Origin of the sequence: Shinella sedimenti, from assembly GCF_022601905.1 — a bacterium.
Taxonomy (GTDB): domain Bacteria; phylum Pseudomonadota; class Alphaproteobacteria; order Rhizobiales; family Rhizobiaceae; genus Shinella; species Shinella sedimenti.
The window spans coordinates 578,603-605,155 of sequence record NZ_JAKVIN010000002.1 but is presented as its reverse complement, the minus strand read 5'-3'; the positions used below and the strand labels follow the sequence as shown (position 1 = coordinate 605,155).

Annotated in this window: 27 protein-coding genes; 14 read left to right on the top strand and 13 right to left on the bottom strand. The window is 62.9% G+C overall.

Going from position 1 to position 26,553, the window contains the following annotated elements; translation table 11 throughout:
- Window positions 1–44: 44 nt before the first annotated feature.
- Window positions 45–2,633, top strand: a complete 2,589-nt coding sequence (locus MKI86_RS07020) for a sensor domain-containing protein (protein ID WP_241599073.1) — start codon at window positions 45–47, stop codon at window positions 2,631–2,633.
- A 65-nt stretch (window positions 2,634–2,698) separates the two neighbouring features.
- On the opposite strand, the gene MKI86_RS07015 is transcribed toward MKI86_RS07020, so the two are convergent.
- On the bottom strand, window positions 2,699–3,019 hold the full coding sequence (locus MKI86_RS07015; protein WP_241599071.1) for a DUF1476 domain-containing protein: 321 nt from the start codon (window positions 3,017–3,019) through the stop codon (window positions 2,699–2,701).
- A gap of 227 nt (window positions 3,020–3,246) precedes the next feature.
- Here MKI86_RS07015 and purC point away from each other — a divergent pair, with 227 nt between their 5' ends.
- The 5 genes from purC to MKI86_RS06990 are packed head-to-tail and all read left to right on the top strand — an operon-like array spanning window position 3,247 to window position 5,666.
- Window positions 3,247–4,011, top strand: coding sequence for a phosphoribosylaminoimidazolesuccinocarboxamide synthase (gene purC / locus MKI86_RS07010; RefSeq protein ID WP_134650796.1), 765 nt, complete (start codon window positions 3,247–3,249; stop codon window positions 4,009–4,011).
- Between the two features lie 27 nt (window positions 4,012–4,038).
- The gene (purS, locus tag MKI86_RS07005; protein ID WP_160872458.1) at window positions 4,039–4,281 is read left to right on the top strand and encodes a phosphoribosylformylglycinamidine synthase subunit PurS; all 243 of its coding nucleotides are present in this window, start codon (window positions 4,039–4,041) and stop codon (window positions 4,279–4,281) included.
- A 19-nt stretch (window positions 4,282–4,300) separates the two neighbouring features.
- Complete coding sequence (locus tag MKI86_RS07000; RefSeq protein ID WP_241599069.1) at window positions 4,301–4,558, top strand: hypothetical protein; 258 nt, start codon at window positions 4,301–4,303, stop codon at window positions 4,556–4,558.
- The gene (gene purQ, locus MKI86_RS06995; RefSeq protein WP_241599067.1) at window positions 4,555–5,226 is read left to right on the top strand and encodes a phosphoribosylformylglycinamidine synthase subunit PurQ; all 672 of its coding nucleotides are present in this window, start codon (window positions 4,555–4,557) and stop codon (window positions 5,224–5,226) included. The genes MKI86_RS07000 and purQ overlap by 4 nt, the downstream gene beginning before the upstream one ends.
- 47 nt (window positions 5,227–5,273) lie before the next feature.
- Window positions 5,274–5,666: a hypothetical protein gene (locus tag MKI86_RS06990; RefSeq protein ID WP_241599064.1), complete on the top strand. Its 393-nt coding sequence runs from the start codon at window positions 5,274–5,276 to the stop codon at window positions 5,664–5,666.
- A 5-nt stretch (window positions 5,667–5,671) separates the two neighbouring features.
- Here the strand turns inward: MKI86_RS06990 and MKI86_RS06985 are convergent, their stop codons facing one another.
- Window positions 5,672–5,887, bottom strand: coding sequence for a DUF1127 domain-containing protein (locus tag MKI86_RS06985; RefSeq protein ID WP_241599063.1), 216 nt, complete (start codon window positions 5,885–5,887; stop codon window positions 5,672–5,674).
- A gap of 95 nt (window positions 5,888–5,982) precedes the next feature.
- Between MKI86_RS06985 and MKI86_RS06980 the strand changes: the two genes are divergently transcribed.
- The 7 genes from MKI86_RS06980 to MKI86_RS06950 all read left to right on the top strand — a co-directional run bounded on the left by MKI86_RS06980 (window position 5,983) and on the right by MKI86_RS06950 (window position 12,491).
- The gene (locus tag MKI86_RS06980; RefSeq protein WP_241599061.1) at window positions 5,983–7,401 is read left to right on the top strand and encodes an aminotransferase-like domain-containing protein; all 1,419 of its coding nucleotides are present in this window, start codon (window positions 5,983–5,985) and stop codon (window positions 7,399–7,401) included.
- Window positions 7,402–7,504: 103 nt separating this feature from the next.
- Complete coding sequence (gene purL, locus MKI86_RS06975) at window positions 7,505–9,742, top strand: phosphoribosylformylglycinamidine synthase subunit PurL (RefSeq protein WP_241599059.1); 2,238 nt, start codon at window positions 7,505–7,507, stop codon at window positions 9,740–9,742.
- A 16-nt stretch (window positions 9,743–9,758) separates the two neighbouring features.
- Window positions 9,759–9,992: a BolA/IbaG family iron-sulfur metabolism protein gene (locus tag MKI86_RS06970; RefSeq protein ID WP_117366205.1), complete on the top strand. Its 234-nt coding sequence runs from the start codon at window positions 9,759–9,761 to the stop codon at window positions 9,990–9,992.
- Window positions 9,993–9,997: 5 nt separating this feature from the next.
- Window positions 9,998–10,261: a hypothetical protein gene (locus MKI86_RS06965; RefSeq protein ID WP_241599057.1), complete on the top strand. Its 264-nt coding sequence runs from the start codon at window positions 9,998–10,000 to the stop codon at window positions 10,259–10,261.
- A gap of 39 nt (window positions 10,262–10,300) precedes the next feature.
- The gene (locus MKI86_RS06960) at window positions 10,301–10,708 is read left to right on the top strand and encodes a hypothetical protein (RefSeq protein ID WP_241599055.1); all 408 of its coding nucleotides are present in this window, start codon (window positions 10,301–10,303) and stop codon (window positions 10,706–10,708) included.
- A gap of 117 nt (window positions 10,709–10,825) precedes the next feature.
- A complete protein-coding gene (grxD, locus tag MKI86_RS06955) occupies window positions 10,826–11,161 on the top strand; it encodes a Grx4 family monothiol glutaredoxin (protein WP_241599052.1) in 336 nt (111 codons plus the stop codon).
- 124 nt (window positions 11,162–11,285) lie between these two features.
- Window positions 11,286–12,491 (top strand): multidrug effflux MFS transporter, encoded by a 1,206-nt coding sequence (locus tag MKI86_RS06950; protein WP_241599305.1) that lies wholly within the window; start codon window positions 11,286–11,288, stop codon window positions 12,489–12,491.
- 80 nt (window positions 12,492–12,571) lie between these two features.
- On the opposite strand, the gene MKI86_RS06945 is transcribed toward MKI86_RS06950, so the two are convergent.
- The 8 genes from MKI86_RS06945 to MKI86_RS06910 form a co-directional block, all read right to left on the bottom strand.
- Window positions 12,572–13,393, bottom strand: a complete 822-nt coding sequence (locus MKI86_RS06945) for an inositol monophosphatase family protein (RefSeq protein ID WP_241599042.1) — start codon at window positions 13,391–13,393, stop codon at window positions 12,572–12,574.
- Window positions 13,390–14,250 (bottom strand): tRNA 2-thiocytidine(32) synthetase TtcA, encoded by an 861-nt coding sequence (gene ttcA, locus MKI86_RS06940; protein WP_241599040.1) that lies wholly within the window; start codon window positions 14,248–14,250, stop codon window positions 13,390–13,392. The genes MKI86_RS06945 and ttcA overlap by 4 nt, the downstream gene beginning before the upstream one ends.
- Before the next feature lie 31 nt (window positions 14,251–14,281).
- Window positions 14,282–15,208 (bottom strand): glutaminase, encoded by a 927-nt coding sequence (locus tag MKI86_RS06935; protein ID WP_241599038.1) that lies wholly within the window; start codon window positions 15,206–15,208, stop codon window positions 14,282–14,284.
- A 75-nt stretch (window positions 15,209–15,283) separates the two neighbouring features.
- Window positions 15,284–15,901: a 30S ribosomal protein S4 gene (rpsD, locus tag MKI86_RS06930; protein ID WP_241599036.1), complete on the bottom strand. Its 618-nt coding sequence runs from the start codon at window positions 15,899–15,901 to the stop codon at window positions 15,284–15,286.
- A gap of 219 nt (window positions 15,902–16,120) precedes the next feature.
- Window positions 16,121–17,632, bottom strand: coding sequence for a helicase HerA domain-containing protein (locus tag MKI86_RS06925; RefSeq protein WP_241599027.1), 1,512 nt, complete (start codon window positions 17,630–17,632; stop codon window positions 16,121–16,123).
- Between the two features lie 120 nt (window positions 17,633–17,752).
- Entirely contained in the window at window positions 17,753–18,544 is a 792-nt protein-coding gene (gene murI, locus MKI86_RS06920; protein WP_241599025.1) for a glutamate racemase, read from the bottom strand.
- The gene (locus MKI86_RS06915) at window positions 18,531–19,364 is read right to left on the bottom strand and encodes an RNA methyltransferase (protein WP_241599023.1); all 834 of its coding nucleotides are present in this window, start codon (window positions 19,362–19,364) and stop codon (window positions 18,531–18,533) included. The genes murI and MKI86_RS06915 overlap by 14 nt, the downstream gene beginning before the upstream one ends.
- Before the next feature lie 59 nt (window positions 19,365–19,423).
- The gene (locus MKI86_RS06910; RefSeq protein WP_241599021.1) at window positions 19,424–19,981 is read right to left on the bottom strand and encodes a hypothetical protein; all 558 of its coding nucleotides are present in this window, start codon (window positions 19,979–19,981) and stop codon (window positions 19,424–19,426) included.
- Between the two features lie 212 nt (window positions 19,982–20,193).
- Between MKI86_RS06910 and MKI86_RS06905 the strand changes: the two genes are divergently transcribed.
- The gene (locus tag MKI86_RS06905; protein ID WP_241599019.1) at window positions 20,194–21,408 is read left to right on the top strand and encodes an NADP-dependent isocitrate dehydrogenase; all 1,215 of its coding nucleotides are present in this window, start codon (window positions 20,194–20,196) and stop codon (window positions 21,406–21,408) included.
- A 78-nt stretch (window positions 21,409–21,486) separates the two neighbouring features.
- On the opposite strand, the gene MKI86_RS06900 is transcribed toward MKI86_RS06905, so the two are convergent.
- The 3 genes from MKI86_RS06900 to alaS all read right to left on the bottom strand — a co-directional run bounded on the left by MKI86_RS06900 (window position 21,487) and on the right by alaS (window position 26,515).
- Window positions 21,487–22,359, bottom strand: a complete 873-nt coding sequence (locus tag MKI86_RS06900; RefSeq protein ID WP_241599017.1) for an AraC family transcriptional regulator — start codon at window positions 22,357–22,359, stop codon at window positions 21,487–21,489.
- Between the two features lie 139 nt (window positions 22,360–22,498).
- Window positions 22,499–23,734: a GGDEF domain-containing protein gene (locus tag MKI86_RS06895; protein ID WP_241599014.1), complete on the bottom strand. Its 1,236-nt coding sequence runs from the start codon at window positions 23,732–23,734 to the stop codon at window positions 22,499–22,501.
- A gap of 120 nt (window positions 23,735–23,854) precedes the next feature.
- Entirely contained in the window at window positions 23,855–26,515 is a 2,661-nt protein-coding gene (gene alaS / locus MKI86_RS06890; protein ID WP_241599012.1) for an alanine--tRNA ligase, read from the bottom strand.
- Window positions 26,516–26,553 lie beyond the last annotated feature (38 nt).

The window sequence follows — 26,553 nt, the reverse complement described above, 5'->3', positions numbered from 1 at the left end:
AATCCGCCAAGCTTGCGCCCTTGAGTTGAAAACAGGCGCATTTTATGGCCAAACCATCCGGTTCGCCCCACGAGGCCGTGCGAAAAACGGATCACGTTCCGTTTTATCGCCGGCTTTTCGCGCGTTCCAGTTTCGCATTTGCCGCGCTCGACACAGAGCGGCGCATCATCGACGCCAACGACGCACTGCTGCGTGCCTTCGGTATATCGTCCATTGAAGAACTGCCGGCTTTCGATGCCTGTATCTCCCCAGCCCACCGCGCCATCCTGCCCTTCGCCACACGCCAGGAACTGACCGAGCAGGCACCGTGGGAAATCCGCCTGCAACGCCCTGGCGGCGATGAGTTCTGGGTACTTGCCTCCTTCATCGAGCCGCCCGCCCTTCCCGAAGACGATCTTGCGCCTGACATGATCGTGCAGTTCCTCGATGTGGATGAGCGCAAGCGCAATGCGCTGGAGCTCGCCGAGCGCGAGAGCCGCTGGAACCACGCGCTCGAATCCGCCGGCCAGGGCGTTTGGGATCACGATTTTGCGCGCGACCAGCGCTTCTACTCCCGACAATGGTGCACGATACGCGGCCGGCAGCCGCACGAGACCTACGATTCCGCGCTCGACGAATGGATCGGCAACGTGCATCCCGACGATCGTGAGCATGTGCTTGCGGCCATCGCCCGACAGGAAAGCGGCGAGACGTCATTCAGCGTCTTCTGCTACCGCGAACGACACAAACATGGTCACTGGGTCTGGATAGAGAGCCGCGGCGCCGTGGTGGAATATGGACCGGACGGCAAGCCGAGCCGCATCGCCGGCACCGACACCGACATCACCGATCGCAAGGAAGCAGAAGAGCGGCTGTCGCAAATGTCGCGCCGCCTGGAACTGGCACTCGACGTCTCGCGCGTCGGCGTGTTCGAGGTCAATCTCAGGAGCAATGAGGTGAACTGGGACGACCGCATGATCGAGATGTACGATCTGCGGGAGAAACCGGATATCGGCAGCTGGGAGCGATCACTGCATCCAGACGACAGGCATCTGGCGGAAAAGAAGGTCGCTGACGGGCTCGCGAACAATGCGGATTTCGCCAATGCATTCCGCATCATCAGGGGCGACGGGGAGATCCGGCATCTGCGCGGCCGCGCCGCCCCTTACACGGACATGACCGGCGTGCCGCGGCTCATCGGCGCGAACTGGGATGTGACCGAGGATGTCCAGCTTCAGGAGGAACTGAAACACGCGAAAGACCTTGCGGAGGCGCGCAACGAGGCGCTGGAGGTCGCACGCGCACGTATAGAATACACGTCCCTGCATGACCACCTGACGGGACTGCCGAACCGGCGGTATCTCGATAGGGAGATTGAGGAGGCGGCCCGTCGCGCGGAACAGAACGGCAGTCGTCTGGCTGTGCTTCACATCGATCTGGACCGCTTCAAGGAGATCAACGACACGCTCGGCCACGACGCCGGCGATAGGATGCTGGTCCACGCCGCCAGCGTACTGTCCGAACTCAAATCCGCCACCGACTTCGTCGCCCGCATCGGCGGGGACGAATTCGTCTTCCTTTCGGCGGGGCCGGCCGGACGCAACCTCGCGTCACTCGCCGAGGCGATCGTCACGGCCATGCGCAAGCCCGTTACCTTCAACGGGCATATCTGCCGGTTCGGCGCCAGTGTGGGCATTGCCAGCCAATCGGGCACGGCGATCGATGCGCGACAATTGCTCATCAATGCCGACCTCGCACTCTACCGGGCGAAGAACCGCGGCAGAAGCCGGCACGAATTCTTCACCAGCGATTTTCAGGCGCAGATCATCACCAACAAGCAGACGGCCGACGACATTCTCTCGAGTGTCGAGCAGGGCCGCTTCCTGCCCTATTACCAGCCGAAATTCTGCGCGCGCACGCTCGACATTGTCGGCGTGGAAACGCTGGCGCGCTGGAACCACCCGACGCGTGGGATCCTGGCCCCGGACACCTTCCTGAAGATCGCAGAAGATCTGGACTGCGTGGCGACGATCGACCGTATCGTACTGGAAAAGTCCCTTGCCGACTTCGCGGAATGGCGGCGGCTCGGCGTCGGTATCGACCAGATCTCGGTCAATGTCTCCTCCAAGCGCCTGCACGATCCCGAGCTCGGAAGGTCGCTTCGTACGCTGGATATAGCGCCGAAATCACTATCCTTCGAACTGTTGGAATCGATCTTCCTGGATGATTGCGACCATGTCGTTCTAGAAAACTTGGCGGAAATCCGCAATCTCGGCATCGAGATCGAAATCGACGATTTCGGCACGGGCCATGCCTCCATCGTCAGCCTGATGAAGCTGAGGCCGCGCCGTCTCAAGATCGACCGGCAGCTCGTCAAGCCCGTCAGCCGCTCGCCCGCGCAGCGCAAGCTTGTTGGCACGATCATCGAGATCGGCCGCTCGCTGGATATCGAGGTGATCGCGGAGGGTGTCGAAACCCCTGCCCATGTCGCCATCATGCGCGATCTCGGCTGCGACAGTCTGCAAGGTTATGCGCTGGCGCGCCCCATGCCGGCTGAAGCGATCCCAGACTTCGTCCAGCAGCAGGAATGGCGCAAGGTGCCGGGCGGCATCCGCGACCCTCAGGACAGCAACCGTCGCGCGACCATCAGCTAGGCCACAAAAAAGCCGCCGGGCGAAAGGCACGACGGCTTTCGAATACTCTTTGCAGTGTGTGTCGCTCAGCCGGCTTCGATCTGAGACACGGCGACGGCGAGAAGCTCGACCATCTGAAGGCGAATGTCGTCTTCGGTGCGAGCAACGCCCGCGGCGTCGAAATCTGCCTTCACCTTGCGAACGACATCCTCGTGGCCGGCTTCTTCGAAGTCTGCAGCAACGACTTCCTTGGCATAGGCGTCAGCCGCCTCGCCGCTCTTGCCCAGCAGGCCGGCAGCCCAGAGGCCGAGCAGCTTGTTGCGGCGCGCTTCCGCCTTGAAGCGAAGCTCCTCATCCAGCGCAAACTTGGCTTCGAAGGCCTTTTCCCGATCGTTGATGCTGGCCATAGATTACTCCCGTCGATTCTTTTGCCCCGTTTGGGCTTCCAAGCCCATAAATCAAAACGCCGGGAAAAGTGCAATGCGAACTTTTGTCCCGCCGTAACTTCACCGAAACGCCGGAAATCGGGGGATCGGGCGGAACGCCGATTGTTAAACTGCGGCATTTCGTTTATGGGAGCGCAAACGAACGACACCCGCGCAGCCCAAGAGCGCCAACAACCGAGATAAAAACCATGAACCGTCGCCGCCGTATCTACGAGGGCAAGGGCAAGATTCTTTATGAGGGTCCCGAGCCGGGCACACTGATCCAGTTTTTCAAGGACGACGCCACCGCCTTCAACAAGAAGAAGCATGACGTCATCGACGGCAAGGGCGTACTGAACAACCGGATCTGCGAATATCTCTTCACGCAGCTGAACAAGATGGGCATTCCGACCCATTTCATCCGTCGTCTCAACATGCGCGAGCAGCTGATCAAGGAAGTCGAGATCATCCCACTCGAGGTCGTCGTGCGCAACGTTGCCGCCGGATCGCTGTCCAAGCGCCTCGGCATCGAGGAAGGCACCGTGCTGCCGCGCTCGATCATCGAATTCTATTTCAAGGCCGATGCGCTCGAAGACCCGATGGTCTCCGAGGAACACATCACGGCCTTCGGCTGGGCGAGCCCGCAGGAACTCGACGACATCATGGCGCTCGCCATCCGCGTCAACGACTTCCTGTCCGGTCTCTTCCTCGGCGTCGGCATCCAGCTCGTCGATTTCAAGATCGAATGCGGCCGTCTCTACGAAGGCGACATGATGCGCATCATCATCGCCGACGAGATTTCGCCCGACAGCTGCCGTCTCTGGGACATCGCGACCCAGGAAAAGATGGACAAGGACCGTTTTCGCCGCGACATGGGCGGACTTCTGGAAGCTTACCAGGAAGTTGCCCGTCGCCTCGGCGTCATCAATGAGAACGAGCCTGTGCGCGGCACCGGCCCCGTTCTGGTGAAATAACACGCTCCCAAGGATGGAACGATAGACATGATCAAGGCACGCGTAACGGTTACGCTGAAGAACGGTGTTCTCGACCCGCAGGGCAAGGCGATCGAAGGCGCCCTCGGCAGCCTCGGTTTCGACGGCGTCGGCCAGGTCCGCCAGGGCAAGGTCTTCGACCTCGAGCTTGAGACCGCCGACCGCGCGAAGGCTGAGGCCGATCTCAAGGCCATGTGCGAGAAGCTGCTGGCCAACACGGTAATCGAGAACTATACTATCGCCCTCGCCTGACGGTTGAAGGGACGAAGCAATGACGGATATTTCGCAGGAGTTAATGTTCGAGCTCATGAAGCGTATCCAGTCTGACCTTACCACGCTTAAGGACGGACAGCGGGATATGCGGCAGGATATCGTGAGCCTGCGAAATCACATGCATGTCATGCAAGGGGACGTCAACAACCTACACAGCAGCATGGCTCAGGTGTTGACACGTCTCGACCGTATCGAAAACCGCCTCGAATTGCGTGAACTCGCCGAGGCCCAGGCAAGGTTTGAACCACACCCATGAAGTCCGCCGTCGTCCAGCTCCCCGGCCTTAACCGTGACCGCGACATGATCGCGGCGCTGACCAAGATTTCGGGCGTCGCGCCCGTCACCGTCTGGCAGACCGAAACGGACCTGCCGGATGTCGACCTGATCGTCATCCCCGGCGGCTTCTCCTATGGTGATTACCTGCGCTGCGGTGCCATTGCCGCGCGCATGCCCGTCATGCAGGCGATCAAGGCGAAGGCCGAGGCCGGCGTGAAGGTCCTCGGCGTCTGCAACGGCTTCCAGATCCTGCTTGAGGCGGGCCTCCTGCCGGGCGCGCTGATGCGCAATGCCTCGCTGAAATTCGTCTGCCGCGAGGTGAAGCTGGAAGTGGTGAATGCCGAAACGGATTTCACCCGCGCCTATGACAAGGGCCAGATCATACGCTGCCCGGTCGCTCACCATGACGGCAACTATTTCGCCGATGCCGAGACGCTCTCGACCATCGAAGGCAACGGCCAGGTCGTCTTCCGCTATGCAGACGGTACCAATCCGAACGGTTCCATCAACGACATTGCCGGCGTGATGAATGCCAAGGGCAACGTGCTCGGTTTGATGCCGCATCCGGAGAACCTCATCGAGGCCGCCCATGGCGGCTCGGATGGTCGCGCACTCTTCGCATCGGTCCTCGACGTAATCGCTGCTTAACCGGTCCTTGCTATCAAAGGCGCATGTTCGCTTCCGAAAGGCATCCCATGCGCCCTGTTCCGTCCGCAAAGCTCATCCTGCCGCTCGCCCTCGCTGCGGCTCTGGCCGGATGCCAGACGAAGACGCCGGCGCCGAAGCCGAACGGCGCGGCCCTGCCGACGATGGAGCGCGTCGCGCTCGGCGCCAATGCCTGCTGGTTCAAATCGGGTGATCCGGCCTTCAAGGCCTATCGCCTTGCGCCCGAACTGAATTCCTTCTCTGGCCGGCCGCGCATTCTCGTCGTCCACCGCAATTCGCCGGAATCGCGTCCACTGCTCGTCGTGCAGGCTGAAGGCAATCCCGCGAAGCTCGACGCATTCGGTCCGCTGATGAGCGAGCCGGTCGGTGCCCGCATTGCAACCGACGTCAGGCGTTGGGCGGCCGGCGGCAAGGGCTGCTGAGCCCCTCAGTTCCAGTAGAACGATTTTGCGACTTCCCGCCGCGCCTCGCTGCGCGAGATGCCGATATCCTCGAGCTGTGTATCCGTGAGTTCGAGGAGCGCATAGCGCGTGCGGCGCTTCATGGCCCAGTTCCGCAAGGCAAGCGATATCCGCACCAATAACGAGCGCACCGGGAACTCAGGCACCGTGGCGGCTTCCGATTGAATTGCATCGATTGTCATCGTCTAACCTCCTGAAATTCTCACAAGGAATGTGACAATTGGCGCATTCAGGAAATAATTGACTCCATCAGCGGTGCAACATATGAATTGGCACCATGACAAATTGGCTGCCCAATCTCCAGGCCACCGATGGCCCGCTCTATGTCCGCATTGCCGACCAGATCGAACAGGCGATCGGCATCGGTGCCCTTCCCGCCGGCAGCAAGCTGCCGCCGCAGCGCAATCTCGCCTATGACATCGGCGTCACCATCGGCACCGTCAGCCGCGCCTATGCGATGGTGCGCGAACGCGGTCTCGTCAGCGGCGAGGTTGGACGCGGAACCTATGTGCTAGGGTCGGGCGACAACGACAGCCCGGCCGCGGTCGATACGGTCAGCGCGCGCCTCAACGGCACTCGCGCGTCCAGCGCACCACCTGGCAAGCTGCGCTTCGACACGACGGCGGCGACCAATGTCGGTCAGTCCCTGGCGATCACGGATATCGTTGCAGCGATCTGCCGGGATCAGCCGAGCGAGATCGCGAGCTATACGCGCAATTTCCCGGCGGACTGGCTGGAGGCCGGGCGGCGCTGGTTGCAGCGCGGCGACTGGCAACCGGGCCATGACAGCATCGTTCCCACACTTGGCGCCCATGCCGCCGTCATCGCTGCCGTTTCGGTCATCACCGCACCGGGCGACCGCATCGTCTTCGAACACGTCACCTATTCGCAGGTGAGCCGCGGCACGGCGCTGATCGGCCGTCAGAGCGTGCTGGTGGATTCCGATGCCGACGGCGTACTTCCCGATGACTTCGAACGGGTCTGCGTCCAGCAGCATCCCAAGCTCGCCTTTCTCATGTCGTCGGCGCAGAATCCGACGCTCGCCACCATGCCGGAAGACCGGAGGCGCGCGATTGCCGCCATTGCCAAGCGGCACAATGTCTTTCTCGTGGAGGACAATCTCTATGGCGGGTCGACCGAAAACGGCCTGCCCCTCATCGCCGAACTCGCGCCGGATCGCACGTTCCTCGTTGGCGGGCTTTCAAAGAGCGTTGCCGCAGGTGTGCGCGGCGGTTGGATTGCCTGCCCGCCGCATCTCGCACAGCGCGTGCGCATCGCCCACAAGATGGTGAGCGGCGGCTTGCCGTTCCTGCTCGCCGAACTTGCCGCACGGCTGGTCCTGTCCGGCACCGCGGAAGCCATCCGCACGCAGGTTTCCGACGAGGTGATGGCGCGCGAGGCACTGGTCCGCGAGATTTTCGCCGGCCTCGAATTCAACTCGCATCCGCGCGTGCCTTTTGTCTGGCTCAAGCTGCCCGATCCCTGGCTTTCAGGCACCTTCCGGCAGGCTGCCTTCGCCGAGGACGTGCTCATCGACGACGAGGACGAGTTCAAGGCGGGTCGCTCCGAAAAGACCTTCCACCGTGTGCGGATCGGCATTTCCTCGCCGGAAAACCGGCAGGATGTGGTTGCCGGCCTCACAAGGCTGCGCAGACTCATCACTTCGGGACCAAGCGGCTATGACAGCCCGGCCTGAAAGCCGCGCCCGCCTGTGATTCCCGGTCATTTTCCTGTCGCGCTGCACGGCGGCATGCGGTAAAGAGACCGCAATCCTGCCCTCCACGACAAGACGAGCGACGATGACCATTTCGAACACCCGCCCGATCACTCCGGAGCTGATTGCCGCCCACGGGCTGAAGCCGGACGAATACGACCGCATCCTTTCGCTGATCGGCCGCGAACCCACCTTCACCGAGCTCGGCATCTTCTCCGCCATGTGGAACGAGCACTGCTCGTACAAATCCTCCAAGCGCTGGCTGCGCACGCTGCCGACCAAGGGTCCGCGCGTCCTCCAGGGCCCCGGCGAGAATGCCGGCGTGGTCGACATCGATGACGGCGACTGCGTCGTCTTCAAGATGGAGAGCCACAACCACCCGTCCTATATCGAGCCCTATCAGGGTGCGGCGACCGGCGTCGGCGGCATCCTGCGCGACGTCTTCACCATGGGTGCGCGACCGATCGCCGCCATGAACGCGCTGCGTTTCGGCGAGCCGGATCACCCGAAGACCCGCCACCTGGTTTCCGGCGTCGTCGCCGGTGTGGGCGGCTACGGCAATTCCTTCGGCGTGCCGACCGTCGGCGGCGAGGTCGAATTCGACCCGCGCTATAACGGCAACATCCTCGTCAACGCCTTTGCCGCCGGCCTTGCCAAGTCCAACGCCATCTTCCTGTCGGAAGCCAAGGGCGTCGGCCTGCCGGTCGTCTATCTCGGTGCCAAGACGGGCCGTGACGGCGTGGGCGGCGCGACCATGGCATCGGCCGAATTCGACGAAACGATCGAAGAGAAGCGCCCGACCGTGCAGGTCGGCGACCCCTTCACCGAAAAGTGCCTGCTTGAAGCCTGCCTCGAACTGATGCAGACCGGCGCCGTCATCGCCATTCAGGACATGGGTGCGGCCGGCCTTACCTGCTCGGCCGTGGAAATGGGCGCCAAGGGCGACCTCGGTATCGAGCTGAACCTCGATCTGGTTCCGGTCCGCGAAGAGCAGATGACCGCCTACGAGATGATGCTCTCGGAAAGCCAGGAGCGCATGCTCATGGTCCTGGAGCCCGCAAAGGAAGAGGTCGCCAAGGCGATCTTCGTCAAGTGGGGTCTGGCCTTCGCCATCGTCGGCCACACGACCGACGACCTGCGCTTCCGCATCCTGCACCAGGGCGAGGAAGTCGCAAACCTGCCGATCAAGGACCTCGGCGACCAGGCCCCGGAATACGACCGCCCGTGGCGCGAGCCGGGCAAGCCCGCACCGCTGCCGGCAAACCTCGTCGCTGAACCGGAAAACTACGGCGAAGCCGTGCTCAGGCTGGTCGGCTCGCCCAACCAGTCGAGCCGCCGCTGGGTCTATGAGCAGTACGACACGCTCATCCAGGGCAATTCGCTGCAGATCCCCGGCGGCGACGCCGGCGTCGTGCGCGTCGAAGGCCATGCCAGCAAGGCGCTTGCCTTCTCCTCCGACGTCACCCCGCGCTACGTCGAGGCCGATCCGTTCGAAGGCGGCAAGCAGGCCGTCGCCGAATGCTGGCGCAATATCACGGCGACCGGCGCCGAGCCGCTCGCCTCCACCGACAACCTGAATTTCGGCAACCCGGAAAAGCCGGAGATCATGGGCCAGTTCGTCAAGGCCATCGAAGGCATCGGCGAGGCCTGCCGCGCGCTCGACTTCCCGATCGTTTCCGGCAACGTCTCGCTTTACAACGAGACGAACGGCATCGCGATCCTGCCGACCCCCACCATTGCCGGCGTCGGCCTGCTGCCCGACTGGTCGGTCATGGCCAAGATCGGCGGCGCTAAGGACGGCGACCAGCTGATTCTCATCGGCACGGACGGCAGCCATCTCGGCCAGTCCGTCTATCTGCGCGATGTCGTCGGCCGGATCGACGGCCCGGCCCCGGAAGTGGACCTGCACGCCGAACGCCGCAACGGCGATTTCGTGCGCTCGGCCATCCGCAACGGCCAGGTCACCGCCTGCCACGACATTTCCTCCGGCGGCCTCGTCATCGCGCTTGCCGAAATGGTCATGGCCTCCGGCAAGGGCGCCAAGGTGGAAATTTCGGGTGCCAATGCCCCCGCACACGCCGTTCTGTTCGGCGAAGACCAGGCCCGATACGTGATCGCGGTTCCTGCCGACCTCGCAAACTTCATCTGCGCCAGCGCGGAAGGCGCAGGCATCCCGTTCCGCCGCCTCGGCACCGTGGGTGGCGATGCGCTTGCCGTGGATGGTCTGCTGTCGCTGTCGATTGAGCAATTGCGCAACACCCATGAATCGTGGTTCCCTGACTTCATGGATGGCAACGGCACCGCCGCTGCCGCCGCGGAATAAATAAGGGAGCATTTTCATGGCCATGTCACCGGGCGATATCGAAGACCTCATCAAATCCGGCATTCCGGGAGCGAAGGTGGTCATCCGCGATCTTGCCGGCGACGGCGACCATTATGCTGCCGAGGTCGTCGCGGAAGCCTTCCGCGGCAAGACCCGCGTGCAGCAGCACCAGATGGTCTATGACGCGCTGAAGGGCAATATGGGCGGCGTTCTGCACGCCCTTGCCCTCCAGACCTCCATTCCGGACTGACACCGATGGCCGGCCTTCTCAACGAACTCGTCAGCGGCGTTATCGATGCAGCCCTCAAGGAGGTGCTGAAGAAGACTGGCGTGCGCAAGGCCACGACGACCAAGCGCACGCGCCGCAAGACGACGACGCGCAAGAAGGCGTCCGGCGGGCTGCTCGGCGACATCATCGAAGCCGCCCTGAAACCGGCAAAGAAGCCGGCCAAGCGACCGCGCAAGCAGGTGAGCCGTCGTCGCACGGCCGCAAGCCGCAGCAGCCAGCGCAGCAGCTAGACGCGGCTTGCGCCGCTCTGCAAAGAAGGACGTCAGTACGTGACCGCAGACAACAGGTTGGCCGCAAGCGGGCAACCCAGCTTTCTTCTTGTTGCCCTCGGTTATATCGCCGCCGTTCTGACCGCGACAACCGTGGTGATTTTTCTGCTTTACTTCTGGGCGGGCGCGAGCGACGGCCTGTTTCAGATTTTCCTCGTCGGTCTTGCCTACACGCTCGGCTGCGCCCTTCCGGGCTTCATCGTCACGGTCGTCCTTGCGCGTGTTCTCCAGATGAGAGCATGGCTGTTCTTCGTGATTGCCGGCGGCATCGACGGTCCGCTGTCGCTTGTCTTCTTCGATCGTTCGCTGCTGTACGACACCTTTGTTTTCATGATTCTTGCAGGCGGTCTGGCCGGTGGCCTCGCATACTGGCTGATCGCCTATCGCCGCACCGGTGCGTCCGCCTGAAAAGCACAGCAAGCATTTTTTGCATGCGACTTCTGGCAATTGTCACACGAGGTTGTTATCTAGGGCCCATGGTTCATCCCATCGGCCCTTGAAGCCGATCTGCTAGGGAATACGGAAATGAGTGGCATTCACGATTTCATCGACAACGAAGTCAAGACCAACGACGTCGTGCTCTTCATGAAGGGCACCCCGGAATTCCCGCAGTGTGGGTTCTCCGGCCAGGTCGTGCAGGTCCTCGATTATGTCGGTGTTGACTACAAGGCCATCAACGTGCTTGCCGACGCCGATATCCGCCAGGGCATCAAGGACTATTCCAACTGGCCGACCATTCCCCAGCTCTATGTGAAGGGTGAGTTCCTCGGCGGTTGCGACATCGTGCGCGAGATGTTCCAGGCGGGCGAATTGCAGTCCCACCTTCAGGAACAGGGTGTTGCGATCAAGGGTGCTGCCTGACGGTATGCGGTCTTCAGACTGCCGATATTGCAAAGGCGCCGCATCCCAGCGGCGCCTTCTCTCATTTTTGGAATGAATTGATATGTCTGGACTATCCCCCGACGCCGCCCAGCGCCTGAAAGGCATGGGCAAGATAGAATTCATTGCGCTCATGGCGCTGCTGATGGCGCTGAACGCGCTTGCCATCGACATCATGCTGCCGGGTCTGCAGGAGATCGGTGCGAGCCTCGGTGTCGAGAGCGAAAACCACCGGCAATATGTCATCTCGGCCTATCTGATCGGCTTTGCCTTCGCGCAGCTGCTGTACGGTCCGGTCTCCGACCGTTTCGGCCGGCGCATTCCCATGTTCGTGGGCCTTGCGATCTATGTCGTGTCGTCACTTGCCGCGATCCTCGTTCCGAGCTTCACCGCCCTTCTCGTGCTCCGCTTCGTTCAGGGCATCGGCTCGGCGGCCATGCGCGTCATCACCGTGTCCATCGTGCGCGACATCTTCGGCGGCCGCGCGATGGCCGAGGTCATGTCGCTGATCATGATGGTGTTCATGGTCGTACCCGTCATGGCGCCCGGCATCGGCCAAGTGGTGATGATCCTCGGTGACTGGCACCTGATCTTCGTCTTCATGGCCGTGATGGCAGCGGCCGTCTGGGCGTGGATGTATTTCCGCCTGCCGGAAACGCTGCATGAAAACGATGTGCGCCCCTTCACGGTGCGCTCGGTGCTTCAAGGTTTCCGCATCGTGCTGACCGATCGCGTAGCGCTCTGTTACACCCTGGCGAGCACCTTCATCTTCGGGGCGCTCTTCGGCTTCATCAACTCCGCGCAGCAGATCTATGTCGGCATCTACGAACTCGGCGTCTGGTTCCCGGTGGCCTTTGCGGCGGTCGCGGCCTTCATGGCGCTCTCGTCCTTCGTCAATGCCCGCCTCGTCGGTCGCTTCGGCATGCGTCGCCTGTCACACGGCGCGCTCCTCGGCTTCCTCGGTGTAAATGCGCTGTGGCTGGTGCTGACGCTGCTATGGCCGACGCACTTGCCCTTCGCGCTGTTCATCACGCTGTTTGCGATCTCGATGTTCCAGTTCGGCTGGATCGGCTCGAACTTCAACTCGCTGGCGATGGAACCGCTCGGCCATGTCGCCGGCACCGCCTCCTCCGTGCTCGGTTTCATGGGCACGGCCGGCGGCACGGTGGTGGGCGCCGTCATCGGCCAGTCGTTCAACGGAACCGCCCTGCCGCTCGTGCTGGGCTTCTTCTCGCTTTCCGTAATCGGCTTGGTCTTCGTGCTGATCGCGGAACGAGGCAAGCTCTTCCAGCCGCACAATCCGGCAACCTGACGACAAGCGAAAAGTTCACGAACAGGAAAGGCCCGGTCGCGAAAGCCACCGGGCCTTTTCTCATTCCACCTGAAAATAACTCAGTCGACGAAGACTTCGCGACGCAGCAGTTCCCAGCTGTCCCTGTCCGGCGCGACCAGCAGGCCACCACCGACATGGTGCGGCTCATAGGGCTTGCCGTCGAAGCGCGCGGCATAAGCGCCGGATTCCTGCGCGATCAGCGTGCCGGCCAGGTGATCCCAGGGCATCAGCTTGTTGTACATCAGGTAATGCAGGTGCCCGCCGGCGAAGGTGCGATATTCGTGCGCCGCGCAGCGATAGTTCGAAACGAAAGCGACCTTGGCAAGATTGGACAGCACGCGGGCGCGCCGCTCGCGATCGAAGAAACTCGTCGAAGCCATGCCCGTCATCTCTTCCAGCGGCGCTGCGCCGCGGGCCTTGAGCTTGACGGCCGGCCGGTGGCCGCCGGTCTGCCAGGCGCCGCCACCCTTCTCCGCCATGACGAAATCGTCGCCCATCGGGTCGTAGATGATGCCGCCGACGGTCTGGCCACCGGACACAATCGCCGCCATCACGCCAAACATCGGAACGCCGGCCGCGAAGTTGAACGTGCCGTCGATCGGATCGACCACGATGGCGAGATCGGCCTCGGCAAGCTTCGGCAGCAGCGCCGGATCGGCCGCAACCGATTCCTCGCCGACGAACAGCGCACCCGGAAACTGCGCCTCGACCTCGCGCTTGATAAAGCGCTCTGCCGCCTCGTCGGCAATGGTCACGAGGTCGTTCGCATCCGCCTTGGTGTGGACGTCGCCTTTCGCGAGTGCGCGAAAACGCGGACGGATTTCGGCTTCGGCCGCCTGTGCAAGCACGAGCGCGAGGGCATTGATATCAATGGTCGTCATTCTTGTCTTACCGTTTCGAGGGAGGAGAAATCGAAGAGCTTAGGATCGAGCAGATGGGAGGGATTGGTATGGCCGAGCGCACGCAGCATCGCTTCCTTGCGGCCCGGCATACGCGTTTCGATATCAGCCAGCATCGCTTTCATCGCATTGCGCTGGAGGCCGTCCTGCGACCCGCAGAGGTCGCAGGGAATGATCGGAAACTGCATGGCAGCGGCAAACTTCGCCAGGTCGTCCTCCGCTGCATAGGCGAGCGGACGCAGCACCATGAGGTCGCCCTCATCATTGAGGAGCTTCGGCGGCATGGTCGCCAACCGGCCGCCATGGAAGAAGTTCATGAAGAAGGTCTCGAGAATGTCCTCGCGATGATGGCCGAGCACCAGCGCGTCGCAGCCCTCCTCGCGGGCGATGCGATAAAGGTTGCCGCGGCGCAGTCGCGAGCAGAGCGAGCAATAGGTCGCCCCGGACGGCACCTTTTCCTTCACGATCGAATAGGTGTCACGATATTCGATGCGATGCGCAACGCCGATGGACTTCAGGTATTCCGGCAGGATTTGTTTGGGAAAATTCGGCTGGCCCTGATCGAGATTGCAGGCGATCAGCTCGACCGGCAGCAGGCCGCGCCATTGCAGATCCATCAGGAGCGCCAGCAGGCCATAGCTGTCCTTGCCGCCGGAAAGGCCGACCAGCCAGCGTTTCTGGCCTTGCAGCATGGCAAAATCGTCCATCGCCTGCCGCACCTGACGCAGCAGGCGCTTGCGCAGCTTGTTGAAGGACACGCTGGACGGCGCATTCGAAAAGAGCGGATGGCGGCCTTCGTCCGGGGCGTCGTCTTCGGTTTCGGCGAGTGCGAGGGTCATGCGCCTGCAATGCCCCGAACCGCCCGCACAATCAAGCCCCGAAGATGGACCACCCGGTTCGCGCCGCCAGCATTTCGAGTGCCAGCGACCCGAGAAGCGAATTGCCGTTGTCGTTGAGACCGGGAGACCAGACGGCGACCGACGCCTTTCCCGGCGCAACGGCCAGGATGCCGCCGCCCACACCGCTCTTGCCCGGCAGGCCGACGCGGTAGGCAAAGTCGCCGGAGCCGTCATAGTGACCACAGGTCAGCATCATCGCATTGATGCGCCGCGCCCGGAGGTGAGATACCACGCGGTGGCCGGTCAGCGGATTGACGCCGCTATTGGCGAGGAACAGCCCCGCCCGCGCCAGCTGGCGGCAGCTCATGGCCAGAGCGCACTGGTGGAAGTAGACACCGAGCACCAGTTCGGCGGCATGATCGAGCTTGCCGAAGGAGCGCAGGAAATTGGCGAGCGCGAAATTGCGAAACCCCGTCGCCTGCTCGGAGCGCGCCACATCCTGATCGACGATGATATCGTCCTCGTCGGCGAGGTAGCGCATGAAGCGCACGACCTCACCGATCGCCTCCTTTGGCGTATGGCCGGCCAGCACGAGATCGGTGATGGCGATGGCGCCGGCATTGATGAAGGGATTGCGCGGAATGCCGCCTTCATATTCCAGCTGCACAATGGAGTTGAACGCGGATCCCGAAGGTTCCCGGCCGACGCGCTTCCAGATCGCCTCGCCATGCTTACCGAGCGCCAGCGTCAGCGTGAAGACCTTGGAGATGCTCTGGATGGAAAACGGCTCCTGCGCATCGCCGGCAAGATGCACGGCCCCGTCGACCGTGACGACCGCAATGCCGAACTTCTTCGGGTCGACATGGGCAAGCTGTGGAATGTAATCGGCGACCCTGCCCTCGCCGCGCCGTGGCGACAGGCTATCGTGGATATCGTCGAGGATGGCTTGCAGATCCATCGTGCACTGTCCCCCAAAGAAAAAGCCGCCAATCTCTTGGCGGCTTTTCCGAATTTGGCAAGGTGTCGTTCGCGATTAACGCGAGTAGAATTCGACAACCAGGTGGGGTTCCATGACGACGGCGTAGGGCACGTCGGAGAGAACCGGAACGCGAACGAAGGTCGCGACCATCTTGTTGTGATCGACTTCGATGTAATCAGGAACGTCGCGTTCAGCCAGCGAAACGGATTCGAGAACCGTGACGAGCTGCTTGGACTTTTCCTTGACTTCGATGACGTCGCCCGGCTTGCAACGGTAGGAACCGATGTTGACGCGGACGCCGTTGACCTTGACGTGGCCGTGGTTCACGAACTGACGGGCAGCAAAGACCGTCGGAACGAACTTGGCGCGGTAGACGATCGCGTCGAGGCGCGATTCGAGCAGGCCGATCAGGTTTTCCGGGGTGTCGCCCTTGCGGCGTTCGGCTTCAGCGAAGATCGCGCGGAACTGCTTCTCGCGGATATCGCCATAGTAGCCCTTCAGCTTCTGCTTGGCGCGGAGCTGAACACCGAAGTCCGAAAGCTTGGACTTGCGGCGCTGGCCGTGCTGGCCCGGGCCGTATTCGCGGCGGTTGACCGGGGACTTCGGACGGCCCCAGATGTTTTCGCCCATGCGGCGGTCGATTTTGTACTTGGATGCAGCGCGCTTGCTCATCGCATTTCCTCTGGTCTTGTTACTGCCTGCCCGTTGCCGGACCGGCTGAAGGAAACACGCCCTCCTCTGAACCTTTTGGGTTCCGACAGGCTTCTCACGATCGCGACCGGAGAATCCACGGGACATGTCAAATGAAACACCGGACATTTCTGCCCGGCGCTGGCGGGGTAGTCCTACATTTTTACAATTTTGTCAACGCACCGTTTCCGGAAAATCGGCCTATTCCGCCGCATCGCGGTGGGAATCGGCAAGGTCCGGCCCGTTGGCATCGCCCGGCAGTGTCTCGCAGCCGATATCCGGGAAAGCGACGATGCGGTGGCCGGCGAGATCGCTGTGCACCACGACCAGCCCCTGCTCCTCGAAGTAACCGAGGAGGCGGCGCGCCCGGCGTGCCGAATGCGTGCCATAGGCGCGTGCAATGCGCGCATCCGAGGGGCAGGCAAGGCCGCGCACGGCGGCCTGCGCGATGAGCAGGAACACACCCTGAAGGTCTTCCGTGACGTTGCGCGACAGGTCGAGCGCCCTGCCCCATACCTCTGTTGCGGCCGTTTCGGCATCGACGCCGGAGCGCGCGACCGCCATCTTGCGGCGGAAGGCCGGCAGCGACAGCGGCGCGCCGGGCACGCGACGGATGCGGCAGCGCACGAGAAAGTCCTGGAACAGCTCGGCATCGGCGCGGAACGCCGCTTCCGGATTGCCGAGGATTTCGGCAAGCGCCTGATCGAGCAGGCTTTCGCGCTCCTCAGGAGAGATTTCCGGTGCCGGTGCCTTGGTTTCCGTCTGGCCCGGCTCTGGGCGTGCGCGGGAGAGTTCGGCCAGGATATCGGTGGTCGGACGCGGCGCGGGCGGTGCGCGGCGCACCAGCGGGCGGGAAAACTCGTCGGGGTCGGGCGTGAAGATCAGGTCTTCCACATCCTGCGGCGCATCCGGCAGCGGCATCAGCTTGGGGCTGGTCGAGCGTGCGGACGTCTCCACGGCGCCGATGGTCACTGGCAGCGGGCGGCGCGACAGCGCCGGCCCCAGCGCCACGAAAGCACCGCGCGGCAGGTCGCGGAACATTTCCGCCTGCCTTCGATCGAGGCCGAGCAGATCGGCGGCGCGCGCCATGTCGATATCGAGGAAGGTACGGCCCATCAGGAAGTTGGAGGCCTCCGCCGCGACATTCTTGGCAAGCTTCGCGAGACGCTGCGTGGCGATAACGCCGGCAAGACCGCGCTTACGACCGCGGCACATCAGGTTCGTCATCGCGCCGAGCGAGAGTTTCCGGGCTTCTTCGGAGACTTCCCCGCTGACCGCGGGCGCAAAGAGCTGTGCCTCGTCGACCACCACGAGCACCGGATACCAGTAGTCCCGGTCAGCATCGAACATCGCATTCAGGAAGATGCCGGCGGCACGCATCTGCTCGTCGGCCTCCAGGCCTTCGAGAGAGAGCACGCAGGACACGCGGTGCTGGCGGATACGGGTGGCGATGCCGACAAGCTCGGCCTCGGTGCGCTGCCCGTCTACGACCACATGGCCGAAGCGGTCGGACAGCGTGACGAAATCCCCCTCGGGGTCGATGATGACCTGCTGCACCCACTGCGCGGATTGTTCGAGCAGGCGGCGCAGAAGATGCGACTTGCCCGATCCCGAATTGCCCTGCACCAGCAGGCGCGTCGCCAAGAGTTCCTCGATATCGAGCTTGGCCGGTGCGCCGCCCTGCACCGTTCCCATGTCGATGCCGACCTTCATCCCGTTCCTCGTTTCTGAAATCTGCGATTCGCCCGGCCGCCACCGGGCAACCGGCAAGCCCTAACACGAAATGCCCACCCGTCACCGCAGGGTTTTAAAAAACCCACAGGGAAAGCCGCGTCACACCACGCGCAGGCCGAAACCCTGCATCAGGCGGCGGGTGGAAAAATCGGGATTGCCGGAAGTGAAGATGGCGATGTCCTCGCCCGGCGCCAGCGTTTCGAGCGGCGGCACGAGGCGGCGGGCCTGCCTGGCGATGGCTTCGGCCGGGTCCAGCCAATCGACCGGCCACGGCGCCAGCTTGCGGAAAAGGTTTGCCATGAAGGGATAGTGTGTGCAGGCCAGCACGACGATATCCGTCTTGCGGCCCATCTCGTCCACGAAGCACGGAATGATTTCCGCGCGCACCGCCTCGTCAGACAAGGTCTCGCCCCGGATATAGGCCTCGGCCATACGGGCAAGGTTTTCCGAGCCGACAAGGCGCACATCGCATTGCGTGGCGAAGGACTGGATCAGATCGCGCGTATAGGCGCGCTTGACCGTGCCAGGCGTGGCGAGCACCGAAACATGGCCCGAGCGCGTGCGCTCGGCCGCCGGCTTGATGGCCGGCACGGTGCCGACGAACTGCATATGCGGGAAAGAGGCACGCAAATCCGCGCCGACCAGCGTGAAGGCTGTGTTGCAGGCGATAACGCAGATTTCCGGATCGTGCTCGTGCAGTAGCTTTCCGAAGAGGTCTACGATATGCGCCTTGAGCGCCGGCTCTTCCCAGCCGCCATAGGGAAAGCCCGCATCGTCAGCCACATAGGTGAAATGCCGCTCCGGCATCAGCACGCGCGCCTCGCGCAGCACCGTCAGGCCGCCAATGCCGCTGTCGAACATCAGGATCGGTTTCGGGCTAGTCGCTGTCACGAGGCACCTTGGGCCGGCGGTTGCGGGTTCGGTTCGGATTGGCCGCGCCCCGCGGTGATTCGCGGGTGAAGCGGTCGAGGCAGGAAATCACGCCGCGCAGCACCTGGATCTCCGTACCGGTGAAGGACGGGCGGGTCAGGATGGCGCGCAGGTTCTCCACCAGTTTGGGCTTTTTTTCGGCAGGCCGGAAATAACCGCGCGCATCGAGCGTTTCCTCGACGTGATCGAAGAGGCCCTGGAGTTCCTCCTTTTGCGCCGGACGCTGCGGCAGCGCGCTGAACGGCGTCACCTCGACGGAGGAAAGGCCGCTCTTCATCCACTCATAGCTCATCAGAAGCACGGCCTGGGCGAGATTGAGCGATGCGAAGGCCGGATTGACCGGGAAGGTCACGAGTTCGTCGGCGAGCGCGATCTCCTCGTTCGTGAGGCCCGTACGCTCGCGTCCAAAGAGGATGCCGGTCTTCTGCCCTGCCCTGAAGCGCGTGCGCAGATCATCGGACGCCACGACGGGCGAGCGCACTTCCTTGTAGCCGTAGCGGTCGCGCGCCGTCGTCGCATAGACGAATTCAAGGTCGGCAATTGCCGCCTCCAGCGACGGGAAGACGGTGGCGGCCGCGATGACGTGATCGGCCTTGCTGGCGGCGGAAATCGCCTTCTCGCTCGGCCAGCCGTCGCGCGGATTGACCAGGCGCAGTTCGGCAAGCCCGAAATTCGCCATGGCGCGCGCCACCATGCCGATATTCTCGCCCAGTTGCGGATGAACGAGAATGATCGCCGGTCCTTCGGCGATCAGCGTGCGTTCGCTGTTCGTGCCTGCCATGCCCTATATCCCTAGAAAAACCGGGCCTCAGTCGCACAATTGACCGGAAATGAAAAGCGTTACTGGCCGCCGGCGGCCGCTTCCGCACCATAGCGTGCCAGTTCGCCCAGCTCTTCCTTGAGGGTCGATTCGTCCTCGCCTTCGCGCACCATCTCGTCGATGACCGGCCGCCCGTCCTCCTCGATCACCTTGAAAACCAGCGTCGTCTTGGCCTGCGAGGGATCGCGCTCGGGGAAACAATGGGTGTTGTCGAAGGTCACGGTGACGTCGTCCGTGCCGTCTTTCGGCGTACCCTCGGTGATCGTCAGGTCCTTCAGCGAACAGCCGTCCTGGCCGCTGACGATGGGATCGTAGCCGAAGGGCGAACCGCCGTCGTCATAGGCCGGATACTTTGCCGCTTCCCGGTATTTGGCAACGAGATCCTTGCTATAGAGGCGCTTCAGGAAATCCTCGTTGAAATAGTCGATGTAGTCGGGCGCGGTCTCGGTGTCCTCCTTCATCTCTTTCCAGTTGCTGGCAGTGGCCGCCATGAGCTCCTCGACGGGCGCCTTGAAGCCGGCGGCATGGGCGGAAATCGGGATCAGGACGGCAAGGGCGATGAGACCGAGGCGCGACATCACATTCTCCATTGGGTGGCGGCACGGCAAGGACGCATGCCCGCGACTCTTCTGAAACGGAATTCGGGCGAAACTTATTCCTCCCCGCAAGGAAAATAAACCGCCTCGGCCCGTGCCGCCTTTGCCTTCCCGGCCGTGAGTGCTATAGGGCCACTCGGTTCTTTAAAGTCCACGATCCGGGGCGTTCTGCCCCTACAAGCACGAGGCTCCCCATGGCAAAGATCAAGGTCGCCAATCCCGTCGTCGAACTCGATGGCGACGAGATGACGCGCATCATCTGGCAGTTCATCAAGGACAAGCTGATCCATCCCTACCTGGACATCGACCTTGAATACTACGATCTCGGCATGGAAAACCGCGACGCCACCGACGACCAGGTGACGATCGATGCCGCAAACGCCATCAAGAAGCACGGCGTCGGCGTCAAGTGCGCCACCATCACGCCGGACGAGGCCCGTGTCGAGGAATTCAAGCTGAAGAAGATGTGGAAGTCGCCGAACGGCACGATCCGCAACATCCTTGGCGGCGTCATCTTCCGCGAGCCGATCATCGCCAAGAACGTCCCGCGTCTGGTTCCCGGCTGGACCAAGCCGATCATCGTCGGCCGCCATGCGTTCGGCGACCAGTACCGCGCCACCGATTTCAAGTTTCCGGGCAAGGGCAAGCTGACGATGAAGTTCGTCGGCGAGGACGGCAAGGAAATCGAATACGACGTGTTCGACGCCCCCTCGGCCGGTGTCGCCATGGGCATGTACAACCTCGACGATTCGATCACCGAATTCGCCCGCGCGTCTTTCAACTATGGCCTGCAGCGCAAGGTGCCGGTCTATCTTTCGACCAAGAACACCATCCTCAAGGTCTATGACGGCCGCTTCAAGGATATCTTCCAGCAGGTCTTCGACGCCGAATTCGCCGAGAAGTTCAAGGAAGCCAAGCTCTGGTACGAGCATCGCCTGATCGACGACATGGTTGCTTCGGCGCTCAAGTGGTCCGGCGGCTACGTCTGGGCGTGCAAGAACTACGACGGCGACGTGCAGTCCGACATCGTGGCCCAGGGCTTCGGCTCGCTCGGCCTGATGACCTCGGTCCTGATGACGCCCGATGGCAAGACGGTCGAAGCCGAAGCCGCCCACGGCACGGTGACCCGTCACTACCGCCAGCACCAGAAGGGCGAGGAAACCTCGACCAACTCGATCGCCTCGATCTTCGCCTGGACGCGTGGCCTTGCCCACCGCGCCAAGCTGGACGGCAATGCGGACCTGGCAAAGTTCTCCGAAACGCTGGAAAAGGTCTGCGTCGAAACCGTTGAAGCCGGTTTCATGACGAAGGACCTGGCGCTGCTCATCGGTCCCGACCAGCCGTGGCTCTCCACCACCGGCTTCCTCGACAAGATCGACGAGAATCTCCGCAAGGCCATGGCTGCCTGATCGGATTTTACATGCATGAAAAAGCCCGGCCATCGCGCCGGGCTTTTTTGTTGGCGGGCGAGCTTGTCCCCGCCGATCTCAGGACGCCGTGTCGCCTTCCGGCCGAAGCGGCAGGCCGATCTCCGTCAGCAGCGCCTCGGGCGCCACGTCGCGCGGGCTGTTGAGATAATGCTCGAACATCACCTCGTCGCGGATCGACCGGCCCGATGCCGGCAGCCACGTCTCGAAGAGCCAGCGATAGGCAGCGCCCATATTCGCATATGGTCCCTGATGGCGCAGCACGGCATAGTCCCCGCCGGACAGCGTCCGCTGCTCCAGCGGCGGCTCGACCGCAGGAGCGGCGTCGACCATCACACAGGCAAAGGAGCGCAGCTTGTCCTCGGCGACAAGATCGGGATCGTCGAGATAAAGGCCGATCATACGCATGTCAGGCTGAAAGAGGCCGCGCGAATAGAGCGTGCCATACAGTGCCTCGAAGGCCTTGCCGATGCCCATATAGGAGCCGGTATGCGGAATGCACAGCAGGTTTTGTGGCGGGATTGAGCGGATTGTGACGTCGAACATGCCGGTCGTTTCCTCTTGGTTTTCGATTGCGTAAGCGCGATGGGGGCCCTTCCGCCTGTAGCGGGCCGGCGGCATGCCATAGGCAGCCGAAAAGGCCCGCGTGAAGGATTGAAGGTTGGGATAACCCCATCGCACGGCGATATCGCGAACGGGACGATCGCTGCGCACCAGCTCACCCGCCGCCCGGTGCAGGCGCAGCCGTCGGACGGTCGTGGCCAGCGTCTCCTTGTGAACCGCGCGATAGACACGATGCCAGTGATGCGCGGACAGGCACGCGATTTCGGCCAGGCGATTGAGATCTAGCTCTTCGTCCAGATGATCATGGATATAGGCGGAGACGCGCGTGAGGCGCTTTTCATATGTCGCCCATATTTCACTGCTGTTCATGCCTCACCTCCCGTTCGCATGCCTCGAACCATGGCACGGTCCGACTTCGCAAATCTTGCTTATCTGCAGCGCCGCGTGTCATTCGCGCCCGGGGGGGGGGGGGAGACTATATCGGAGAGGTTTTGGAAAAGCCGGGACGCTAGCCGGCTGCGGCCGCACCCGTATCGGGCGCGACAGAGGCTCGCATGCGGCTCGCGAAACCCGATAAGCCGACTGATGGAAGGGCCCGCTTCACACGGTCGCGGCCCTCGTCCTTCGCGGCGTAGAGCGCACGGTCGGCCGCGGAATACAGGCGATCGAAATCCATGCCGAACGTCTCGACATCCGCAAGCCCGATGCTCACCGAAAGGCCGATCTCGCGGCCCTCCGCATCATGCAGCGCCAGCCCGTTGATCTCGCGTCGCAGGGACTGGGCGAAAGCTTCCGCCCGATCGATGCCGTGATGTGGGGCAAACAACGCGAATTCCTCCCCACCGAAGCGGCAGAACAGCATGCCCGGCTCAAGCCGCCCGGAGACCGCCTCCACGAAACGCCTGAGCACGACATCGCCGGCGGCATGGCCGTAGGTGTCGTTGATGCTCTTGAAACGGTCGAGATCGAAAACGAGCAGGCTGCCGCCGGGTCGCCCGGCAAGCCGCGCCTGCACATCATCGAGGAAGGAACCGCGATTGGCGATGCCGGTCAGCGCATCGGTGCGCGACGCCTGCCGATACAGCGCCTCGCCCCGCTCCTTGATCAGCACGAGCATGGCGACGGCCGCCAGGATCGTATGGGCGAACAGTTCCAGCGAAAAAATTGCGAACCACGCCGAATAGGCCGTGCCATGGCCGAAGGCAGACGGCGCCAGCAACGTCATGGGCACCCGCAGGAAATAGATCACACCATGCGACACGAAGAAGAGTGCGGCGAGAAACCGCGTCGGCAGAGGGTCCCTGCGGCGGCCGCGCCAGATATCCACGCCGGTCGCCACCGAATAGGCTGTGATCAGCAAGGAGATGATGATGACGCGGTTGTTCACGTCCTGCGTCACCGCATCCACGCCCAGATAGGCGACAAGCCATAAAACCGGTCCCGACAGCACGACCACGCCATGGACCTTGCGCTCGTCGAAAACCCGGAAACCGGCCCACATCATTGCGTAGCCGAAGACGGCAAGCATATTGGCGAGCCCGATGGTCACGAGCGGGTAACCGTACGCACGGAAGGCGAAGAGCAACGTGCAGAGCGAGCCCACCCACATGGACAGGCACCAGTAACGGGCAGCCGCATGGCGTCGATCGGTCAGCCAGACCTGAAGCAGAAATATCCCGACGACGATGGTCGACAGGAACGTACACATCATCAGGGTCGAAATACTGACGAGATCTTCGATCAAAACAGAAACTCCGTGCGGCATCACGCTACGCGGAAACGTTGAAGACTTCGCAAACGAACGGCGGGCCAGGGCCCGCCGTGTCGTCTCAGATCGGGTCGATTTCTATCGGCAACAGTACCGTCAGCCGCCGATGGCAGCGGCCACGGCGTCGATCGCCTCGGCCGCCTTGCCGCCGTCAGGTCCGCCGGCCTGCGCCATGTCGGGACGCCCGCCACCGCCCTTGCCGCCGAGCGCCTCGGAGGCGACGCGCACGAGATCGACCGCGCTGACGCGGTCCGTCAGATCCTCGGTAACGGCCACGACCGCGCTGGCCTTGCCATCCGGCGACACACCGATGAAGGCGACGACACCGGAGCCGAGGCTCTTCTTGCCCTCGTCGGCCAGGCTCTTCAGGTCCTTCGGCTCGACGCCGGTCACGACCTTGCCGAGATACTTGATGCCGGCGACATCGCGCACGCCATCGTCACCACCGGCAGAGCCGCCGGACAGGGCCAGCTTCTTCTTGGCCTCGGTCAGTTCGCGTTCGAGCTTGCGGCGTTCGTCGGCCAGCGCCTCGACGCGGGCCAGAACCTCGCCCGGCTGCACCTTCAGCGCGGTGGCAAGCGACTTCACGCGCTCGTCCTGCTCGGCGAGGTAGGCGCGGGCCGATTCGCCTGTCAGCGCTTCCAGGCGGCGCACGCCCGAGCCAACCGCGCTTTCCGACAGGATGCGCACGAGACCGATCTCACCGGTGGCGGCAACGTGCGTGCCGCCGCAAAGCTCGACCGAATAGGGCCGGTTTGCCTTCGCGCCATGCAGGCCCGTGCCCATGGAGACAACGCGGACCTCATCCCCGTATTTTTCGCCGAACAGCGCCATGGCGCCTTCCGCAATGGCGTCATCCACCGTCATCAGACGTGTGGTCACGGGTGCGTTTTGCACGATGATCTCGTTGGCCATGTCCTCGATGACCCGCAGTTCCTCGGCCGTCATCGGCTTGGGATGCGAAACGTCGAAGCGCAGGCGCTCTGGCGCCACGAGCGAGCCCTTCTGGGCGACATGGGTGCCCAGCACCTCGCGCAGCGCCTCGTGCAGCAGATGCGTGGCGGAATGGTTGGCGCGCAGGCGCGAACGGCGCGCGTGGTCGACCGTCAGCACGACCGCGTCGTCGAGCTTCAACGTGCCGCTCTCGACGACCGCGCTGTGCACGAACAGCCCCTCACCCTTCTTCTGCGTATCGGTGACCGTAAGGCGGGCATTGTCCGACGTAATGACGCCGGTATCGCCCATCTGTCCGCCCGATTCGCCATAGAAAGGGGTCTGATTGACGACGATCTGCACGCTGTCGCCGGAATTGGCGCTACCAACGGCCTTGCCGTCGATCACGATGGCCTGAACCACGCCTTCGGCTGTTTCGGTATCATAGCCGAGGAATTCGGTCGCGCCGTGCTTTTCCTTCAGTTCGAACCACACGGCCTCTGTCGCCTTATCGCCAGAGCCCGACCAGTTGGCGCGAGCCTCGGCCTTCTGGCGCTGCATCGCGTCGTTGAAACCGGACAGATCGACATTGATCTCGCGGGCTCGCAGCGCGTCCTGCGTCAGGTCGAGCGGGAAGCCGTAGGTGTCATAAAGCTTGAAGGCAGTTTCGCCGTCCAGCATGTCGCCCTTCTCGAGCGTGACGGTGGCGTCCGACAGCAGCGAGAGGCCACGCTCCAACGTCTTGCGGAAACGGGTTTCCTCAAGCTTGAGCGTCTCGGAAATCAGCGCTTCGGCGCGCACGAGTTCGGGATAGGCACGGCCCATTTCGCCGACAAGCGCCGGCAGCAGCGACCACATCAGCGGTTCCTTGGCGCCGAGAAGCTGCATGTGGCGCATGGCGCGGCGCATGATGCGGCGCAGAACATAGCCACGGCCCTCGTTCGACGGCAGCACGCCATCGGCGATGAGGAAGGCGGACGAGCGCAGGTGATCGGCGATCACGCGGCAGCTTGCGGCCGCCTCGCCCTGTGCCCTGATGCCGACCGTCTCCTCGACGGCGGCGATCAGCGTACGGAACAGGTCAGTCTCGAAAACGCTCTGAACACCCTGCAGGATGCAGGCCATGCGTTCCAGGCCCATGCCGGTATCGATGGACGGACGCGGCAGCGGGCTGCGCTCGCCGGGTGCGGTCTGGTCGAACTGCATGAAGACGAGGTTCCAGAATTCCAGGAACCGGTCGCCATCCTCTTCCGGCGAGCCCGGAGGGCCGCCCCAGACATGTTCGCCCTGGTCGATGAAGATTTCAGAACAGGGACCGCAGGGGCCGGTATCGCCCATCTGCCAGAAATTGTCGGAGGTCGGGATGCGGATAATACGATCGTCGGAAAAGCCGGCGATCTTCTTCCACAGAAGCGCTGCTTCGTCGTCATCGGCATAGACGGTGACCAGAAGCCGGTCCTTCGGCAGATCGAAACCCTTGGTGACAAGCGTCCAGGCATGCTCGATCGCCTGTTCCTTGAAGTAATCGCCGAAGGAGAAGTTGCCGAGCATCTCGAAGAAGGTCAGATGGCGTGCGGTATAGCCGACATTGTCGAGATCGTTGTGCTTGCCGCCGGCGCGCACGACCTTCTGGGCCGTCGTCGCGGTGGTGTAGGGGCGCGTCTCCAACCCGGTGAAGACGTTCTTGAACTGCACCATGCCGGCATTGGTGAACATGAGCGTCGGGTCGTTTCGCGGCACAAGGGGGCTGGAGGCAACGACCTCGTGCCCGTTCTTGCGGAAATAGTCGAGGAAAGTCGACCGGATGTCATTCACGCCGCTCATATCGCGTCCTTCATCTTAGCACTGTCTGCACCGGAACC

Bases quoted from the DNA above. Each gene is read 5' to 3' on its own strand.
- alaS (WP_241599012.1), bottom strand. From the start codon at position 26,515: ATGAGCGGCGTGAATGACATCCGGTCGACTTTCCTCGACTATTTCCGC.
- MKI86_RS06925 (WP_241599027.1), bottom strand. From the start codon at position 17,632: ATGAAGGTCGGCATCGACATGGGAACGGTGCAGGGCGGCGCACCGGCC.
- MKI86_RS06980 (WP_241599061.1), top strand. From the start codon at position 5,983: ATGACAAATTGGCTGCCCAATCTCCAGGCCACCGATGGCCCGCTCTAT.
- purQ (WP_241599067.1), top strand. From the start codon at position 4,555: ATGAAGTCCGCCGTCGTCCAGCTCCCCGGCCTTAACCGTGACCGCGAC.
- purL (WP_241599059.1), top strand. From the start codon at position 7,505: ATGACCATTTCGAACACCCGCCCGATCACTCCGGAGCTGATTGCCGCC.
- MKI86_RS06915 (WP_241599023.1), bottom strand. From the start codon at position 19,364: ATGGCAGGCACGAACAGCGAACGCACGCTGATCGCCGAAGGACCGGCG.
- ttcA (WP_241599040.1), bottom strand. From the start codon at position 14,250: ATGACCCTCGCACTCGCCGAAACCGAAGACGACGCCCCGGACGAAGGC.
- MKI86_RS06990 (WP_241599064.1), top strand. From the start codon at position 5,274: ATGCGCCCTGTTCCGTCCGCAAAGCTCATCCTGCCGCTCGCCCTCGCT.
- MKI86_RS06945 (WP_241599042.1), bottom strand. From the start codon at position 13,393: ATGACGACCATTGATATCAATGCCCTCGCGCTCGTGCTTGCACAGGCG.
- MKI86_RS06905 (WP_241599019.1), top strand. From the start codon at position 20,194: ATGGCAAAGATCAAGGTCGCCAATCCCGTCGTCGAACTCGATGGCGAC.
- MKI86_RS07020 (WP_241599073.1), top strand. From the start codon at position 45: ATGGCCAAACCATCCGGTTCGCCCCACGAGGCCGTGCGAAAAACGGAT.
- purC (WP_134650796.1), top strand. From the start codon at position 3,247: ATGAACCGTCGCCGCCGTATCTACGAGGGCAAGGGCAAGATTCTTTAT.
- MKI86_RS06985 (WP_241599063.1), bottom strand. From the start codon at position 5,887: ATGACAATCGATGCAATTCAATCGGAAGCCGCCACGGTGCCTGAGTTC.
- grxD (WP_241599052.1), top strand. From the start codon at position 10,826: ATGAGTGGCATTCACGATTTCATCGACAACGAAGTCAAGACCAACGAC.
- rpsD (WP_241599036.1), bottom strand. From the start codon at position 15,901: ATGAGCAAGCGCGCTGCATCCAAGTACAAAATCGACCGCCGCATGGGC.
- MKI86_RS07015 (WP_241599071.1), bottom strand. From the start codon at position 3,019: ATGGCCAGCATCAACGATCGGGAAAAGGCCTTCGAAGCCAAGTTTGCG.
- MKI86_RS07000 (WP_241599069.1), top strand. From the start codon at position 4,301: ATGACGGATATTTCGCAGGAGTTAATGTTCGAGCTCATGAAGCGTATC.
- MKI86_RS06900 (WP_241599017.1), bottom strand. From the start codon at position 22,359: ATGAACAGCAGTGAAATATGGGCGACATATGAAAAGCGCCTCACGCGC.
- MKI86_RS06935 (WP_241599038.1), bottom strand. From the start codon at position 15,208: ATGGATCTGCAAGCCATCCTCGACGATATCCACGATAGCCTGTCGCCA.
- purS (WP_160872458.1), top strand. From the start codon at position 4,039: ATGATCAAGGCACGCGTAACGGTTACGCTGAAGAACGGTGTTCTCGAC.
- MKI86_RS06965 (WP_241599057.1), top strand. From the start codon at position 9,998: ATGGCCGGCCTTCTCAACGAACTCGTCAGCGGCGTTATCGATGCAGCC.
- MKI86_RS06950 (WP_241599305.1), top strand. From the start codon at position 11,286: ATGGGCAAGATAGAATTCATTGCGCTCATGGCGCTGCTGATGGCGCTG.
- MKI86_RS06910 (WP_241599021.1), bottom strand. From the start codon at position 19,981: ATGTCGCGCCTCGGTCTCATCGCCCTTGCCGTCCTGATCCCGATTTCC.
- MKI86_RS06970 (WP_117366205.1), top strand. From the start codon at position 9,759: ATGGCCATGTCACCGGGCGATATCGAAGACCTCATCAAATCCGGCATT.